The sequence below is a fragment of the Geobacter sp. genome, assembly GCF_030834625.1.
Taxonomy (GTDB): domain Bacteria; phylum Desulfobacterota; class Desulfuromonadia; order Geobacterales; family Geobacteraceae; genus Geobacter.
The window spans coordinates 99,557-117,414 of the sequence record NZ_JAUQXO010000044.1 but is presented as its reverse complement, the minus strand read 5'-3'; the positions used below and the strand labels follow the sequence as shown (position 1 = coordinate 117,414).

Genomic DNA, 17,858 nt, shown 5'->3' with positions numbered 1-17,858 from the left:
CCATGCCCCGCACCAAATTTCAGGAACTGCTTCGAAAGCTCTTTCAGTTCGACTGCGCCGAGCTTGATTTTGGCATATACCGCATCATGAACCACAAACGGGCCGTCATCGACCGGTTCATCGAGAAGGACCTGCTCGATGCCGTGGCCATGGAGCTTTCGATCGGTGCCATGGCCCAGGAAACGGGTCTGGTGCACCAGCTGGAAGAAGTGGCGGCCCAGATCAGGGAGAACTTCGGCGCCGAGGCGCTGGACGCCGAGGGGAACCTGGGCGAAGCGTATCGGCAAACCCCGCGCGGCAAGCAGTATCAGACGCTCCGGCAACAGACACGGTCGGTCAAGTCCCGCCCCCAGCGGGAAGCGGAGGTCTTCAACCACCTCTACACCTTCTTCAGCCGTTACTACGACGAGGGGGATTTCATGTCCCTTCGCCGCTATTCCCGGCGCGACAAGTACGCCATCCCCTACAACGGCGAAGAGGTCCATCTCCACTGGGCCAACAGCGACCAGTACTACATCAAGACCGGCGAGAACTTCACCGATTACAGCTATAAGCACGGCGGCTGGACGGTCCGCTTCAATCTGCGCAACGCCGACGTGGAGCGGAACAACGTCAAGGGGGCCAAGCGGTTTTTCGTGCCGCGCACGGCCGATCTAGGGCTGGACGAACAGGCGCACACCCTGAGCATTCCCTTTGAATACCGGCCCCTCACCCCCGAGGAAGAGAAAACGTTCGGCAAGACCAAGGCCCAGGAGGCCCTGCTGGATGAGGCGGAGCTGGAGATTATCAAGGCGGCGAAGAAGAACCCGGATGCCTTGGCCGCCCTGCTCCACGAGAAGCGCAAGGACAGCGACGGCAACCCGGTGGGGCTCCTGGTCCACCACCTGCGAGCCTACACCCGCAAGAACAGCTCCGACTTCTTCATCCACAAGGATCTGAAAGGGTTCCTGGAGCGGGAGCTGGATTTCTACCTGAAGAACGAGGTGCTGAACCTCGACGAGCTGGAAGCCGGGGGCGAAGCGCGGGCCGACGGGTGGTTTCAGCTCATGGGGACCATCAAGGCCATCGGCCTGAAGATCATCGCTTTCGTGGCGCAGATCGAGGAGTTCCAGAAGCGGCTGTTCGAGAAGAAGAAGTTCGTCACTGAGGCCAACTACTGTGTCACCCTGGACCGGGTGCCGGAGGATCTGTACCCTGAGATCGTGAAGAACACCGAGCAGGTCGAGGACTGGCGACGGCTGTTTCACATCCAGGAGATCAAGGCGCGGAAGCTGGGGGAGGTGGACTACACCGAGCCGCTGACGGTGGAGTTTTTGAAGGCGAATCCGCTTCTGGTGCTGGATACGGCTTTTTTTTCTAGCCGCTTCAAGGATCGATTGATCTCCGAGTTCGACAATTTGGCTGAAACCTTGTCGGGGACCCTTTTCAGCGGCAACAATTTTCATGGTCTGTCTTTAGCCCAATCCAAGGACAGGGGTAAGGTCTCCTGCATATATATCGATCCGCCCTACAACACCGAGAACGACGATTTCGTCTATAAAGATACTTACAGGCACTCGTCGTGGCTGGGCTTTATGGAGCCTCTCCTTAAATACTCAGCGGCAATGCTTGCTCAGGATGGCTGCATTGCCATTTCGATCGGTTCTGAAGAGCTTGCACATCTTCGACAGCTTTGTGACAGGATTTTCGGGGAAAGCAATTTTGTTTCTTTGATTACCGTCCAGCGTTCTACCGTTTCCGGTCACAAAACGATCAACCCAGGCGTGGTGACCATTTCTGAATTCGTACTCCTTTACGCCAAGAACAAGCCCGCTTGGACAGGCAATACCGTTTATGCACAACGGGACCGGGATGACCGTTACAATCAGTTCATCGAGAATCGTTCCCAAGACGTGCAGAATTGGCGATTCCGACCGTTGTTGGAGGTTTTTGCGGAATCAAAGGGCATTCCCAAGGGAAAAATCAAGGCACAGCTCGGCGCAGGGTTTGAGGCTGCTTTAGAGGAATTCGTCTATGCGCATGCAGACGAGATTTGTCGTCTTGCGATAGTTCGTCCGGAGAATGTTGGCGATGAACTAAAAGTCGGGCTAGCAAAATCTTTAGCCGATCCGAGTAAGGTAATTTGTCAAAAACGTAAAGGATATAATGATGCCTACTTTACAAAAGGTAATATGATTCTTTTCTATTCAGATAAGGTTCGTCAGTATGGTGAACGAAAGCGAACTGTAGAAAGAGCCTCTGACATCTGGCTTGACGTAATGCCCAATGACCTCCATAACGAAGGCGGTGTGGAGCTGAAGAAAGGCAAGAAGCCTGAAGCGCTGATCCATCGCTTGCTCGAAATGGGAAGCAGTCCCGGCGATCTTGTTATGGATTTCTTTCTCGGTAGTGGTACGACCGCCGCTGTTGCCGCGAAAACCGGCAGAAGGTGGATCGGCATCGAGGTAGGGGAATATTTCCGCGAGAAACCATTGACCCGCCTCAAGAACGTTTTGAATGGCGAAAAACGCGGAGTCAGCAAAAGCGTTGGCTGGCACGGAGGCGGGGTCTTCTGCTATGCGACTCTCGAATCCTACGAAGACGCCCTGGACAACATCACCTTCCAGCCGGTGGAAGAGCAGACGGCCCTGCAATTCGACGACTACGTCCTCAGCTACATGCTCGACTTCGAGACGAAGGAGAGCGAAACGCTGCTGAACGTGGCGAAGCTCGATTCCCCCTTTGACTACACCCTGCGCCTGCACGGTCGAGACGAGCCGCTGCCGGTGGACCTGCCGGAGACCTTCAACTACCTCATCGGCCTGCATGTGGCCACCCGCCGGGCGTACGACAGCAACGGCACGAAATACCTCGTTTACCGCGGCAAGGCCGAGGGGCGGGAAACGGCCGTCATCTGGCGCACGACCCGGGGATGGGGCGAAAAGGAGTTCGAGGCGGACCGGGAGTTTGTCCTGAACCAGAAACTCGGCGACGGGGCCGAAGATGTTTTCGTCAACACCGACAGCTTCCTTGACGGCGCCTGCTCCCTCGATCCGGTCTTCAAACGCCGCATGTTCAACGGGGAGTAACGGAAATGGCGCGCCCGAAGAAAGCAACTGCTGCTCCCCCCGCACGCGGCAACGGTGAATACGTCAAGCTGGAACAGCGCCTGGTGCTGGCGGCCTGGGGCTGCCAGATGCTGGGGTATGCCGATAACAAGGCGATGCTGGAGAATCTGCGTGAGGTGGAGGAAGGTTTCGACACCTCCGGCCGGTCGTTCCTGGCCCAGACCATCCTGGCCCGCGGCAAATGCCTGGTCTCCCGTGAAGACCTGCTCCGCTACGATGGCAACATCAAGAGCTACCTGGCCCAATTCAACCGACACCGCACCGAGCCGCTCCGGCTGCGCTATTTCCAGCATCTCTCCCTGCTGCTGACCGAACTGCTCCTCGACCAGCTCTTCAACCATGAAAAGACCCTGCGCAGGGATCTCAACGAGTTTGTTTCCCGGCGCAACAGCCGAAAAGGGGTCATGGACCCCCAGGACCCGGAGTTCGGCCCGGAAGATCTGACCAAGCTGGCCTTCTGGATGGCGACCGGCAGCGGCAAGACCATCCTCATGCATTTCCACTATCGCCAGTTTCTGCACTACAACAGGAAACCCCTGGACAACATCCTGCTGGTAACGCCCGATGAAGGGCTTTCCCAGCAACACCTGGAGCAGATGACGCTCGCTGGCATCCCGTGCGCCCGTTTTGTCCGGGAGGAGAGCGGGCTGGCGACCGTGGCGAAGAACACGGTACGCGTGTTCGAGATTACCAAGCTGGTGGAGGAGAAAAAGGGTTCCGGCGTCAGTGTGCCGGTGGAGGCGTTCGAGGGGAACAATCTCATCTTTGTTGATGAGGGGCACAAGGGGGCGAGCAGCGAGGCGGGGAAATGGATCGGCTACCGCAACAGGCTGGCCGAGACCGGCTTTACCTTCGAGTACAGTGCCACCTTCGGCCAGGCCATGACGGCGGCCCGGGACGACGCCATGACTCGGGAGTACGGCAAGGCGATCCTGTTCGATTACTCCTACAAGTATTTCTACGGCGACGGATTCGGCAAGGATTTCGAAGTGCTGAACCTGCGCCGGGAAACCACGGATGAGCAGGCCCGGATGCTGCTTCTTGCGAACCTGCTGGCGTTTTACGAGCAGAAGCGCACGTTCCAGACCCGCAGCGATGAGATGCTCCGTTACCATCTGGCGGACCCCCTCTGGGTCTTTGTGGGCAGCACCGTCAACAAATCCAAGGATAACAAGCAGGCAAGAGAATCTGACGTGCTGACGGTGGTGAAGTTTTTCGATGCCTTTATCCGCAACGAGCGAAACTGGGTCCAGAAGGACATTGAACAGATCATGGCCGGAAGGAGCGACATCACGGATGACGGCGTAGACATTTTCGCCGGTCGTTTCAAGCAGCTTGCCGCCTGGAGCAAGGACGGCGAAAGTATTTACCGCGATCTGCTGGAGCGGGTTTTTCAGACTTCGTCCGGTGGTCGGCTGCATGTGGGGGACATCAAGGGAAAATCGGGCGAACTGGGTCTGAAGGTCAGCGGCGCCGAGCGGTACTTTGGCCTGGTTTACATCGGCGACACCGCCAGCTTCAAGGCCCTGATCGAAGAGGAGTGCAAGGAGATCGAACTGGAAGAGGACCGGATTGCCGAGTCCTTGTTCGACAACATCAAGAAGCCCGATTCTCCCATCAATATCCTCGTCGGCGCCAAGAAATTCATGTCGGGCTGGGACAGTTGGCGGGTGACCAATATGGGGCTCCTCAATATCGGTCGCAGTGAAGGGTCGGAAATCATCCAGCTCTTCGGCCGCGGGGTGCGCCTGCAGGGGAAGGGTCACAGCCTGAAGCGGAGCAGCGCCCTGCCAGGGGGGCATCCCTCAGGTATCGAAGTGCTGGAGCGACTGAACATCTTTGCTGTTCGCGCCAATTACATGGCCCAGTTCCGGGAATACCTGGAGCGCGAGGGGCTTGATACCGGGGGCATGGTTGAGCTGCCGCTTCCGATCAAGCGAAACGATGCTTTTCTGAAGAAAAAACTTATCGCTCCCCGGCTCCCCAAGGAGAGTCGTTTTGCCGAGTCGGAACGGTTCATGCTCTGTTGCAACAGCGCAGTCAGGGTTACGCTCGATATGTCGGTGCAGGTGGAACGGCTCGGCAGTTCAACGGGGGCGTTTCAATCGGCCACGTACCTTGCGGGAGAGGAAAGGCGGATTGGAAAAGCTCACATGGCCTTGCTCGATTGGGAAGCGCTCTATCTGGAGATGTTGGCCTACAAGGAGGAGCAGGGATTCCATAATCTTGTCATCCGTCCGGAGCACCCCCTTCAGATACTGACGGCCGAAGAACCGGCGTTGTATGGCCTGATTTGTGACGAAACCCTTCTGAAGCCGGTGACAACGGCTCAAGCGGTGCGGCTGCAGGCGATTGCCGGCAGCGTACTGAAGAAATATCTCGAACGCTTCTACCGGCTGCGGCAGCAACGGTGGGATTCCAGCCAGATGGTATATGCACCGCTGCAGAAGGATGATCCCAATTTCCAGGATTATGTGGTCAAAGTTCCACGTAACGAAGCTGAATTGATTGAAGGGATAAAGGAAACGATTGACGAGGGGAAGCGGTTGTATCGGGAAATGGTTGCCGAACCGCCGACACTCTATTTTGATCGCCATCTTTATCAGCCGCTGCTTGTTCAGAAAGGCAATACAGTAAAAACCTCTCCGCCCGGGCTCAACGAGAGTGAGCGCCGTTTCGTGCAGGATCTCATGGTTTACTGTCATTCCAGCCCGTCGGAGCTTGAAGGGAAAGAGCTGTTTCTGCTGCGCAATCTGAGTCGGGGAAAGGGGATAGGTTTCTTCGAGAATAGTGGTTTTTATCCGGATTTCATCCTCTGGGTCACCGAAGGGAAGCTGCAGCGTCTGGTTTTCATCGAGCCGCACGGCATGCTCAATGAAGAACACCCGTCTATCAATCCGAAAATATATCTGCACAAGAAACTCCAGGATCAGGCTGCAGCGGTGCTCAAGAAATCGAAGGTCAGGGACCTGACGCTTGATGCCTATGTTCTTTCAGTAACTCCCTTTTCTGAGCTCCGAAAACGGCACGGGGAAGAATGGACCAAGGCAAAATACGCCGATGCCCATATCCTTTTCTTCGGTGATGGCGACAGTTCGTATATCAAGATGATCGTGTCAGGTACCCTCCCATGAAACACCTTATCCTCGGCACCGCCGGCCACATCGACCATGGCAAGACATCGCTGGTCCGTGCTCTCACCGGCATCGACACCGACCGCCTCCCCGAGGAGAAGAAGCGGGGGATCACCATCGAGCTCGGCTTCGCCCACCTGGAGTTGCCGGACGGTGTCCAGTTCGGCATTGTGGACGTGCCGGGGCACGAGCGTTTCGTCCGGACCATGGTGGCAGGGGTGGGGGGGATGGACCTGGTGATGCTCGTCATTGCCGCCGACGAGGGGATCATGCCCCAGACTCGGGAGCACCTGGAGATCTGCCAGCTGCTGGGGGTGAAAAAGGGGCTCGTGGCCCTCACCAAGAGCGACATGGTGGACCCCGAGTGGCTCGGCCTCGTGGCCGAGGAGGTGCGGGACTACCTGGCGGGGAGCTTTCTGGAGGAGGCTCCGATCGTGCCGGTTTCGTCCCGGACCGGCGCAGGGATCGATGAGCTTAAGGGTGAGTTGGCCCGGCTTGCCGCCCAGGTGGAGGAGAAACGGAGCGAAGGGGCATTCCGCCTCCCCGTAGACCGGGTCTTCACCGTCACCGGTTTCGGCACGGTAGTGACCGGGACGCTTCTGGCCGGCGAGATCCGGGTGGGGGACGAGGTGGAGATTCTCCCCTCCGGCAGAGAGGCACGGGTGCGCGGCGTCCAGACCCACGGCCGGAAGGGTGACGCGGCCGGCGCCGGCCAGCGGGTGGCCGTGAACCTCCAGGGGGTGGAGCATACGGAGGTGGTGCGGGGTGACATAGTGGTGCCCAGGGGAGTCTTCCGGGTCACCCGGGCCGTTGATGCCCGTCTCGATCTTCTCCCTACAGCGCCCAGGGAACTTCGACACCGGGCCACGCTCCGTCTTCACTCCGCCACCTACGAGGTGCCGGCCCAGGTGATCCTCCTGGACCGCGACGCCCTTGCGCCGGGTGAGTCGGCCTTTGTCCAGCTTCGCCTGAAGCACCCAGTACTCCTTCTCCCCGGCGACCCCTTCGTGCTCCGTTCCTATTCCCCCCCGATGACTGTCGGCGGCGGGGGGGTCCTTGATCCGATGCCTCCTCGACGCCGGCGCCGCTCCGATGAGGCGTTGGCGCTCCTCCAAGCCCTCGGTGAGCATGCCGAGACGGACACCGTCAGGCTCCTGGTGGCCGGGAGCTTCCTCTCCGGCGTTGCCTTCGAGGAAATAGTCATCCGCAGCGGGCTCACTGCCCGAAAGGCCGAGGCTGCCCTAGCGCCGCTCCTTTCCTCCGGCGAGGCGGTACAGGTGGTCCGGGAGCCCCGGATTCTTCTCTCCCGGGAGGCGTTCACCTCCCTCAAGGGCCATCTCCTGGGTGAGGTGGAGGGGTATCTGCGCGACAACCCCCTTCGGGAGGGGGTCGGCAAGGAGGAATTGAAGACGCGGCTTCCCAGGCGGAGCGATCCCCGGTTCTTCACCCCGCTGCTGATCTCCCTCGAAAAGGAGGGGAAGGTGGTGGTGGACCGCGAGCTGGTGAAGCTTCCCGGCCGCAGGGGGCAGCCGACGGTGGACCAGGCCGGCCTCCAGGGGCGGATCGAGGCAGCCCTCGGGCGGGGGGGGGCGGAACCTCCCACCGTGAAGGAGTTGTGCGACCAGCTTCGCTGTGGCGAGAAGGAGCTTCTAGAGCATCTGAACATCCTCGCCCGGGATGGGCGGGCCGTGAAGCTCAAGAGCGACGTCTTCTACGCGCCCGAGCCCCTTGGCGAAATCCGGAGAAAACTCATTTCCCACCTCAAGGAAAAGAGGGAAATCACGCCGCCGGAGTTTCGCGAAATCACGGGGCTTTCCCGCAAGTTCATGATTCCCCTCTTGGAATTCTTCGACCAGGAGAAGGTCACCATCCGGGTCGGTGACAAGCGGGTTCTGCGCAAGGGGTAGCCGTAACCATCGGTTATTTCCCGATTTGCATTACCGCCGTTCTCGCGTTATCTTTAAAACGTGGATGCGCAAGGTCGTTACATGGGCAGGCGCAAGCATCCGACCGTGATCCCGGAGAGGTTTCGGGGCCAGGCGGCTGAGTGCGGTGGGTGACCAGGATGGACCCCCGATCCTTCGAGAGAATCATCGCCGCGAATGAAAGCCGGCTGTGCGACCAGGTGCTTCGGTACGCCTCGGAGCGTGGCCCTGCTCGGTGCGAGGCGTCCGGTCAGGAGGCGTTGCGGTCTTTTGTGGCCGAACTGTCCCGGGCCCTTGTCCAGGTTTTCTCCTCCCACTATCGGGCCACTATCCCTGACGCGGACGCCGGCCATTCCGCGGATCCTGCTGAAACCTTTGGTATGGCGGCGGCCCAACGACGGCGCGGCAACGGTGAATCGTCCGCTATTTCCCTGGAGATCATAAAGTTCTGCCGTCAGAGTTGCCTGGACCTGGTCAGGGAGCAGAAATTCCCCACAATCGAGGAAGTGGAGACCCTGACCCTCTTGGAGCGGTTCTTTGGCCGTGTTGAAACTGTTTTCTGTGCCGAGTGTGCCAGTCTCACCGCCAGGGCATCGGCTGAACTCGTTGCGGCCAATACTCTTCTGGAGCGGGAGATAGCCCGGCATGGCAAGACCGCGGAGGCCCTGGAGCGCTCCGAGCGGCTCTTCCATACTGCCATCGATGCACTCGCGGCCCATATTGCCATTCTGGACTGTGATGGGACCATCATGGCGGTCAATCGGGCATGGCGCGAGTTTGCCGATGCAAACGGCTTCATGGGGGATGATTACGGCATTGGCTCCAGCTACCTGGCGGTTTGCGACAGCGCCACCGGTGACGATGCTGAGAGCGCCCGTACGGCCGCCAGGGGGATTCGCGACCTTCTGGACGGCAGTTGCCGTGAATTCCATCTGGAATATCCGTGCCACAGCCCCGACGAACAACGATGGTTCCAGGTTCGTGCCACCTGTCTCAAAGGGTTTGATCCGGCGTGCGTTGTCGTGGCCCACGACAGCATCACCGAGGTCAAGCGTGCCGAGGAAAAGATCCTTTCATTCACCCGTGAGCTGGAGGATCGGGTCAGGCAGCGCACGCTGCAGCTCGAACTCACCAACAGGGAGCTGGAGGGGTTCTGTTATGCGGTTTCACACGATTTGCGCGCCCACTTGGCCCGGCTCGAGGGGCTCGGGCGGGGGCTCTTCGAGGACTACGGATCGAACCTGGACAGCCAGGCGCGGCATTACGTGGAGCGGATCTGCCTGATCAGCATCGAGCTCAGGCGGATCATCGACGCCCTGCTCGACCTGAGCAGGGTCACCCGTTGCGAACTCTCCTTCCGGGAGGTGAATCTGAGCGACGTGGCCCGCTCTGTGGCCGAGGAGCTGCGGATGATGCAGCCGCGGCGTCGCGTGTCGGTAACCATCGCACCCAACATTGTCGTGAGGGGAGATCCGAGCCTCCTCGCCATTGTAATGAAGCACCTCTTCGGCAATGCCTGGAAGTTCACCGAACGGCAACAGGCGGCGGAGATCGAGTTCGGGATGACCCCTCGGCACGGGCTGAACGTCTACTACGTCCGCGACAACGGTGTCGGCTTCGATATGAGGTATGCCGGGCGGCTCTTTCAGCCGTTCCAGCGGCTCCACAGTCCCGGGGAGTTTGAAGGGGTCGGGGTTGGCCTCGCGACCGTGCAGAGGATCATCCAGCGCCATGGAGGAAGGATCTGGGCCGAGGGGGAGATGGGGCGGGGGGCAACCTTTTACTTTGCCCTCCATAGCTGACATCGTTAACAGAGGGCTGGACGAAGCGGTTTGGGGAGTAAATTTTCTTTGCGGGGGAGTAACTGTGCCGATGGACAAGAAGCTGATTCTTCTGGTGGAGGATAACCCGGATGACGAATTCCTCGCGTTGCGCGCCCTGCGCAGGCAGGGGATGGACAATGTTGTCGTGGCCCGCGACGGCGAAGAGGCCCTTGCCTACCTCTTTGGAACCGGCTCTCCGGGGAACGGGGGGGCGCCCCTCGAACCGGCCTTTATCCTTCTCGACCTGAAACTGCCGAAAATAAACGGCATAGAAGTCCTGCGAGTCCTGCGCAACGACGAGAGGACCGGGCGCATCCCGGTCATTGTCATCAGTTCGTCCCGTGAGGAGTGCGACCTGAGCCGCTGCCACGAGCTGGGTGTTCTCAGCTACCTGACCAAGCCGGTGGACGGGGGAGAGATTGTTGACATTCTGGAAAAGGCTCGACTTCTGAATTATTCTGCGCCGTAAAGGCCATGTATCCGGCATGGTTGGCGGAACCGGCGGCAAAGCGGCAAAAATCCCTTCACAACCAGTGGAATGTGTGGTAATTAATTCACCTTTCCACCCTCTTCCCCTTCGTACATCTCCCGCGACGGTTACCCGTGATGGCCAAGAAAATATGCATAGCGAATCAGAAGGGCGGGGTCGGCAAGACCACCACCGCCGTCAACCTTGCCGCGTCGCTCGCCGCGGCAGAGAAGCGGACGCTCCTCGTGGATATGGACCCCCAGGGGAACGCCGGAAGCGGCGTTGGCGTCGACAAGGGAAGCCTCAAGGAGTCGGTCTACGATGCCCTTATCAATGATGCCGATCCGGCGACGCTCATTGTCAGGACAGACCTAGCCTGTCTGGATCTCCTTCCTTCCACCACCGACCTGGCCGGCGCCGAGCTGGAGCTCGTGGCTGCCACGGGGCGGGAATGGAAGCTCCGGGAGGCCCTGGAACGCCTCGATGACCGGTATGACTATATCATCATCGACTGCCCCCCTTCCCTGGGACTCCTCACCGTCAACGCCATGACCGCCGCCGACTCGGTCCTTATCCCGCTCCAGTGCGAGTACTACGCCATGGAGGGGCTCTCCCAGATCATCAAGACCATCAAGCTGGTCCAGAAGGGGCTCAACCCGAGGCTCGCCATTGAAGGGATCCTTCTCACCATGTATGACGGCCGTATCAACCTTTCCCGCCAGGTGAGCGAGGAGATCCGGACCCACTTCGGCTCCCTTGCCTTCCAGACCGTGGTCCCCCGCAACGTGAGACTCTCCGAGGCCCCGAGCCACGGCCGCCCCATCATTCTTTATGACATCACCTCCAAGGGGGCCGTCACCTATATGGAGCTGGCCAAGGAACTCATGTCAAGGGAGGCGAACCATGGTTAAAAAGACCGGACTCGGCAGGGGGATGGCAGCCCTTCTCCCGGTCGTCGAGGAGGAGGGGAAGCGCTACTTTTCCTGTCCCATCGAAGAGATCCGCCCCAACCGGAACCAGCCCCGCAAGACCTTTACCCCCGACAAGCTGGAAGAGCTTGCCGCATCCATTCGTGAAAAAGGGATCATCCAGCCCCTGGTTGTGCGGAAAAAGGGGGACCACTACGAACTCATCGCCGGCGAGCGCCGCTGGCGGGCCGCCCAGAAGGCAGGGCTCCGCGAGGTGCCGGTGGTCATCCAGGACGTCTCCGAGGATACCGCCCTGGAGATGGCCCTCATCGAGAACATCCAGCGGGAGGACCTGAACGCCGTCGAGGAGGCCGAGGCCTACCATGCCCTCATGGAGAACTTCAGTCTGACCCAGGAGGAGCTGGCGAAGCGGGTCGGCAAGGACCGCTCCACCGTTGCCAATTCCCTGCGGCTCCTGAAGCTCCCCGCCGAACTGAAGAAGGACATTGTAGAGGAGCGCCTCGCCATGGGCCATGCCCGGGCAATTCTCGCCCTCGACTCGGACCAGCAGGTCCGGGAGGCCCGTGATGCCATCGTCAGGGGGAGCCTCACCGTCCGCGAAGCGGAAAGCCTCGTGAAGCGGTTGAAGGGAGGCCAGAAACCCAAGGCGAAGGCCGGGGCCGTGGAGGTCCATGCCGCCGATCTGGTGGAGCAACTGCAGCGTCGCTTCATGACCCGGATTGCCGTGCGAAAAAGCGGCAAGGGGGGGAAGATCGAGATCACCTACGGCAGCCGTGACGAACTTGCGAGAATCGTAGATATCCTGCTTGGTTGAGTCGCTGGCGACACGAGTTCCGCGCTCGCCCCAAGAGATGTAATTCGGATAAAGTTCTTGACATGCCGTATGCCGTGTGATAGCTAACGTCTGTTTTGCGGCCTTACGACCGCATATTTTTTTGATACATGCTTCATCGGCCACGAAACACAAAATACAACGGTGGATATTACGGAGTGGTAGCGTGATAAGTTTAGATCTTGCCTTTGTCATTCAGTTTGTGAACTTCCTGGTCCTCATGCTGGTTCTGAACATCTTCCTCTTCAAGCCGATCAGGAAGGTAATGGCAGACCGCAAGGCGCAGATCGACGGCGCCAGAGAGCGGGCCGCCGCTGTTGACAAGGACGTGCAGGAAAAAATGGCCCTCTACGAGGCCCGCCTCCGTGAAATCAAGGCGAAGGCCAATGCCGAGCGCGATGCCCTTCGGAGCGATGCGCTCCGGGAGGAGGCCGCCGTCATCGAGAAGGCCCGCAAGGAGGCCGCCGATTCTCTCTCCTCCATCAAGAGCAGGGTGGCGAAAGAGACCGCCGATGCCAAGGAGTTTCTGACGGTTCAGGCCCGTTCCCTGTCCCTTGAAATCTGCGAGAAAGTCCTCGGGAGGAGTCTGTAACATGGCATACGCGTTCAAGAAAAAAGGGCTCCTGAAACCCATGCTCATGACCGCTGCGGTCTGTCTCGCCGTGGCCGGCTTGGCAGTCCTCGGGTTTGCCGCCGAGGGGGGCGAGGGTGCCCACCACGTCGACACCGGCAAGCAAATGAAGGACTTCATGTGGCGGGTGATCGACTTTATTGCCCTGCTCGGCATCATTGTCTGGGCTCTCAAGAAGGCCAATGCCAAGGGTGCCCTGGCAGACCGCACCGCCAGCGTCGAGAAGGCCCTGCGCGAGGCTGAGGAGGCTCGGGCCGCCGCCGAGAAGAAGTTCGCCGAGTACAGCGGTAAGCTGGATAAGGCAAATCAGGAGATCGACGAAATCTATGCCGCCATCCGCAAGGAAGGCGAACTGGAGAAAGAGCGGATCATCGCGGAGGCCAAGGTGACCGCCGACAAGATCCGCGAGCAGGCCGCTGCCACTGCCTCCCAGGAGGTCCTCAAGGCAAAGGCCGAACTCCGTGAGGAGGCTGCACGCCTTGCCGTGCAGATGGCAGAGCAGGCCCTGCGCGAAACCATCAAAAAAGACGACCAGGATCGGTTGGTCAACGACTATCTTACGAAGGTGGAGAACTTACATTGATCTCGAACGCTATTGCACGTCGCTACGCCAAGGCGCTGGTGCAGCTCGGGGCCGAGGAGGGCGCGGTTGACCGTTTCGGTTCCGAACTGGGGCAGTTTGCTGCCCTGCTTGACGGAAACGCCGACCTGAGCTCCGTCCTCAAAAGTCCCGCGTACCGCATTGAAGCCAAGAGGGAGATTCTCAAGGACATCCTTGCGAAGCTGAGCCTCTCCGGCACGGTCTCCAACTTTCTCCAGGTTCTTCTCGATCGAGGGAGAATCGGGTTTCTTTCCCAGATTGCCCACAGCTACGCCACATTCGCCGACGAACTTTCCGGGGTCATCCGGCCGGTTCTCACCTCGGCATTCCCCTTGGCCGATACCCAGGTGGAGAGTATGAAGAGCGCGCTGGCGAAGGCAACCGGCAAGCAGGTGCAGCTATCGGTACAGGTGGACTCCGCCCTCATCGGCGGGGTGGTCACCAAGATCGGCGACAAGGTTTTTGACGGCAGCGTACGGACCCAGTTGAACAGGATTCAGGATATATTACAGAAGGGGTGAGAGGTTCCATGGAAATCAGAGCCGAAGAAATCAGCGAAATTATCCGCAAGCAGATCAAGGAGTACGGCAAGGAGGTTGAGGTAGCCGAGACCGGCACCATCATCTCCGTCGGTGACGGTATCGCCCGCATCCACGGCCTGGACAAGGCCATGGCCGGCGAGCTCCTGGAGTTCCCCGGCGGGATCTCCGGCATGGTTCTCAACCTCGAAGAGGACAACGTCGGTGCGGCGATCCTCGGTGAAAACAACGAGACCATCAAGGAAGGCACCACCGTCAAGCGGACCGGCAGGATCGTCGAGGTTCCGGTCGGCGAGGCCCTCATCGGCCGCGTCGTCAACGCCATCGGCCAGCCCATCGACGGCAAGGGCCCCATCAATACCTCCACCTTCAGCAAGGTCGAGGTGAAAGCCCCCGGCATCGTCAAGCGTAAATCGGTTCACCAGCCGATGCAGACCGGCCTCAAGGCCATCGACGCCATGGTCCCGGTTGGCCGCGGCCAGCGGGAGCTCATCATCGGCGACCGCCAGACCGGCAAGACCGCCGTTGCCATCGACACCATCATCAACCAGAAGGGTGGCGACCTCATCTGTATCTACGTCGCCATCGGGCAGAAGCGTTCCACCGTTGCCCAGGTGGTGAGCAAGCTCCAAGAGCACGGGGCAATGGATTACACCATCATTGTTTCCGCCTCCGCCTCCGAGCCGGCACCGCTCCAGTTCATCGCGCCCTATACCGGCGTCACCATGGGCGAATACTTCAGGGACAACGGCAAACATGCCCTGATCATCTACGACGACCTTTCCAAGCAGGCCGTTGCCTATCGTCAGCTTTCCCTGCTCCTTCGCCGTCCGCCGGGGCGTGAAGCTTACCCTGGCGACGTCTTCTATCTCCACAGCCGCCTCCTCGAGCGTGCCGCAAAGCTCTCCGACGACTGTGGTGCCGGTTCGCTCACAGCGCTCCCGATCATCGAGACCCAGGCCGGCGACGTTTCCGCCTACATTCCGACCAACGTCATCTCCATTACCGACGGCCAGATCTACCTGGAGAGTGACTTGTTCTACTCCGGCGTACGCCCGGCCATCAACGTCGGCCTCTCGGTCTCCCGGGTCGGTGGTTCCGCCCAGGTGAAGGCCATGAAGCAGGTTGCCGGTACGCTTCGTCTCAACCTCGCCCAGTACCGTGAGATGGCTGCCTTCGCCCAGTTCGGTTCCGACCTGGACAAGGCGACCCAGATGCAGCTTGCCCGCGGTGAGCGGCTCGTTGAGATCCTCAAGCAGCCCCAGTACCGTCCGATCCCGAACGAGAAGCAGGTACTCATCATCTTCGCCGCCAACAACGGCTTCGTCGACGACTATCCCGTTGCTTCCCTGCGCCGGTACGAGAGCGAGCTCTACTCCTTCTTCGACGGCAGGAAGGCCGATATTCTCGCCGAACTGCGCGACAAGAAGGCGATCGATGACGACCTCAAGGGCAAGATCGTCGCCGCCCTTGAAGAATTCAAGAAGGAATTTACTGCGTAATCTAAGGACGGTCCTCACACTATGGCAAGCTTGAAAAGCATCAAAAAGCGTATTGTCTCGGTTAAAAACACCAGACAGATAACCAAGGCCATGAAGATGGTCTCGGCCGCGAAGCTGCGCCGCGCCCAGGAAAACGTAGTAGCCGCCCGCCCCTATGCGAAGAAGCTCGGAGAGGTTCTCGGCCGGCTGGCCAAGAGCCAGGATGGTAGCGAAAACCCTCTCCTGCAGAAGCGCATCAGCCAGAAGGCCCTCCTGATTGTGGTTACCTCTGACCGTGGCCTGTGCGGTGGTTTCAACGCCAACATCTGCAAGGCTGCGGAGCGTTTCGTCAAAGAGAAGAAGGGCGAATTCGCCGAAATCTCCGTGATGACTATCGGCCGCAAGGGGTTCGAGTTCCTGAAAAACCGTCAGAAGATCCATAAGAATTACGGGAACATTCTTTCGAATCTCAGCTATCCGACCGCCGCGCTGCTGGCCCAGGAAGTGATCGAAGGGTATATTGCAGAGGAGTATGACGAGGTTTTTCTCCTCTTCAACGCATTCAGAAGCGTCATGTCCCAGGACATCACCCTTCAGCAGCTCCTTCCGATCGTCCCCGAAGTGACCGCCGACGAGGAGTACGCTCCAGAGTATATCTACGAGCCCTCCAAGGGGGAGCTCCTTGCGGAACTCCTCCCCAAGCACATCGAGGTGCAGATGTTCAAGGCGCTGCTGGAGTCGGTGGCATCGGAACACGGTGCGCGGATGACCGCCATGGACAGTGCGTCCAAGAACGCCACCGAGATGATCGGCAAGCTGACCCTCCAGTACAACAGGGCCCGCCAGGCCGCCATCACGACCGAGCTCATGGAGATCATCTCCGGCGCCGAGTCGATCAAGGGATAAATAATCTCACGATTATACAATAGAAGGCCCTGCACGGGCCGCAGGAGGAAGAGGCACCATGAGTCAGAACATCGGTAAAATTTCGCAGGTCATCGGCGCGGTTATCGACGTCCAGTTCGAGCCGGGCAAACTGCCTCCCATTTACAACGCCCTCCGGGTGACCAACCCGGCCATTGACGATAAGGAAAACAACCTGGTTCTCGAAGTTGCCCAGCACCTGGGCGAGAATTCCGTCCGGACCATCGCCATGGACTCCACCGACGGTCTCGTCCGTGGCCAGGCGGTCCTCGATACCGGCAAGCAGATCTCCGTACCGGTAGGCCGCAAGACCCTGGGCCGCATCCTCAACGTCATCGGCGAGCCGGTGGACGAAATGGGTCCGGTTGGCGCAGAGAAAGAGTACGGCATTCACCGCGACGCCCCTCCCTTCGTGGACCAGTCCACCAAGGTTGAAGCCTTCACCACCGGCATCAAGGTCGTCGACCTCCTCGCGCCCTACGCCCGGGGCGGGAAAATCGGCCTCTTCGGCGGCGCCGGCGTTGGCAAGACCGTTCTCATCATGGAGCTCATCAACAACATCGCCAAGCAGCACGGTGGTTTCTCAGTATTCGCCGGCGTCGGTGAGCGTACCCGTGAAGGGAACGACCTCTGGATGGAGATGAAAGAGTCCGGCGTTCTCGACAAGGCTGCCCTCGTCTACGGCCAGATGAACGAGCCGCCGGGAGCCCGCGCCCGGGTTGCCCTCTCCGCCCTCTCCATCGCCGAGTACTTCCGTGACGAGGAAGGGCAGAACGTGCTTCTCTTCGTTGACAACATCTTCCGCTTCACCCAGGCCGGTTCCGAGGTTTCCGCGCTTCTCGGCCGGATCCCCTCTGCCGTCGGTTACCAGCCCACCCTGGCCACCGAGATGGGCGAGCTCCAGGAGCGGATCACCTCCACCACCAAGGGTTCCATTACCTCGGTTCAGGCCATTTACGTTCCGGCCGACGACCTTACCGACCCGGCTCCGGCAACGGCCTTCGCCCACCTGGACGCAACGACCGTTCTTTCCCGTCAGATCGCCGAGCTCGGCATCTACCCGGCTGTTGACCCCCTCGACTCCACGTCGCGGATTCTCGATCCCCAGGTCATCGGCGAGGAGCACTACGCCATCGCCCGCCAGGTCCAGTACGTGCTCCAGAAGTACAAGGACCTCCAGGACATCATCGCCATTCTCGGCATGGACGAACTCTCCGAGGAGGACAAGCAGGTCGTTGCCCGCGCCCGGAAGATCCAGCGCTTCCTCTCCCAGCCGTTCCACGTGGCCGAGGCCTTCACCGGCAGCCCCGGCAAGTACGTGGAGCTGAAGGACACCATCAAGGGCTTCCAGGAGATCGTTGCCGGCAAGCACGACGACATCCCCGAGCAGGCCTTCTACATGGTCGGCACCATCGAAGAGGCCCTGGAAAAAGCGAAGAAACTTGCTGCCTAAGGTACACATG

Annotated in this window: 13 protein-coding genes; all 13 read left to right on the top strand. The window is 59.8% G+C overall.

From position 1 onward, the window contains the following. Nucleotides 1-2: 2 nt before the first annotated feature. The 13 genes from RCH91_RS11495 (at nt 3) to atpD (ending at nt 17,848) form a co-directional block, all read left to right on the top strand. Nucleotides 3-3,068: a site-specific DNA-methyltransferase gene (locus RCH91_RS11495; RefSeq protein ID WP_306535086.1), complete on the top strand. Its 3,066-nt coding sequence runs from the start codon at nt 3-5 to the stop codon at nt 3,066-3,068. Nucleotides 3,069-3,073: 5 nt separating this feature from the next. Further along, the gene (locus RCH91_RS11490; RefSeq protein WP_306535085.1) at nt 3,074-6,241 is read left to right on the top strand and encodes a DEAD/DEAH box helicase family protein; all 3,168 of its coding nucleotides are present in this window, start codon (nt 3,074-3,076) and stop codon (nt 6,239-6,241) included. Next, the gene (selB, locus tag RCH91_RS11485) at nt 6,238-8,148 is read left to right on the top strand and encodes a selenocysteine-specific translation elongation factor (RefSeq protein WP_306535084.1); all 1,911 of its coding nucleotides are present in this window, start codon (nt 6,238-6,240) and stop codon (nt 8,146-8,148) included. Before RCH91_RS11490 ends, selB begins: the two co-directional genes overlap by 4 nt. 158 nt (nt 8,149-8,306) lie before the next feature. Continuing rightward, on the top strand, nt 8,307-9,968 hold the full coding sequence (locus RCH91_RS11480) for an ATP-binding protein (RefSeq protein WP_306535083.1): 1,662 nt from the start codon (nt 8,307-8,309) through the stop codon (nt 9,966-9,968). Between the two features lie 70 nt (nt 9,969-10,038). Then, the gene (locus RCH91_RS11475) at nt 10,039-10,458 is read left to right on the top strand and encodes a response regulator (protein ID WP_306535082.1); all 420 of its coding nucleotides are present in this window, start codon (nt 10,039-10,041) and stop codon (nt 10,456-10,458) included. Nucleotides 10,459-10,595: 137 nt separating this feature from the next. Beyond that, entirely contained in the window at nt 10,596-11,369 is a 774-nt protein-coding gene (locus RCH91_RS11470) for a ParA family protein (protein WP_306535081.1), read from the top strand. Beyond that, nucleotides 11,362-12,201 (top strand): ParB/RepB/Spo0J family partition protein, encoded by an 840-nt coding sequence (locus RCH91_RS11465; protein WP_306535080.1) that lies wholly within the window; start codon nt 11,362-11,364, stop codon nt 12,199-12,201. The genes RCH91_RS11470 and RCH91_RS11465 overlap by 8 nt, the downstream gene beginning before the upstream one ends. A gap of 184 nt (nt 12,202-12,385) precedes the next feature. Beyond that, nucleotides 12,386-12,811: an ATP synthase F0 subunit B gene (locus RCH91_RS11460; RefSeq protein ID WP_306535079.1), complete on the top strand. Its 426-nt coding sequence runs from the start codon at nt 12,386-12,388 to the stop codon at nt 12,809-12,811. A 1-nt stretch (nt 12,812) separates the two neighbouring features. Beyond that, a complete protein-coding gene (locus tag RCH91_RS11455) occupies nt 12,813-13,433 on the top strand; it encodes an ATP synthase F0 subunit B (protein WP_306535078.1) in 621 nt (206 codons plus the stop codon). After that, entirely contained in the window at nt 13,430-13,972 is a 543-nt protein-coding gene (gene atpH / locus RCH91_RS11450; protein ID WP_306535077.1) for an ATP synthase F1 subunit delta, read from the top strand. Before RCH91_RS11455 ends, atpH begins: the two co-directional genes overlap by 4 nt. Before the next feature lie 8 nt (nt 13,973-13,980). Continuing rightward, nucleotides 13,981-15,492 carry a F0F1 ATP synthase subunit alpha gene (gene atpA / locus RCH91_RS11445; RefSeq protein WP_306535076.1) on the top strand — a complete coding sequence of 504 codons (1,512 nt, stop codon included), beginning with the start codon at nt 13,981-13,983 and terminating at the stop codon, nt 15,490-15,492. A gap of 21 nt (nt 15,493-15,513) precedes the next feature. Continuing rightward, nucleotides 15,514-16,377 carry an ATP synthase F1 subunit gamma gene (gene atpG / locus RCH91_RS11440; protein ID WP_306535075.1) on the top strand — a complete coding sequence of 288 codons (864 nt, stop codon included), beginning with the start codon at nt 15,514-15,516 and terminating at the stop codon, nt 16,375-16,377. A gap of 58 nt (nt 16,378-16,435) precedes the next feature. Next, entirely contained in the window at nt 16,436-17,848 is a 1,413-nt protein-coding gene (atpD, locus tag RCH91_RS11435) for a F0F1 ATP synthase subunit beta (protein WP_306535074.1), read from the top strand. Nucleotides 17,849-17,858 lie beyond the last annotated feature (10 nt).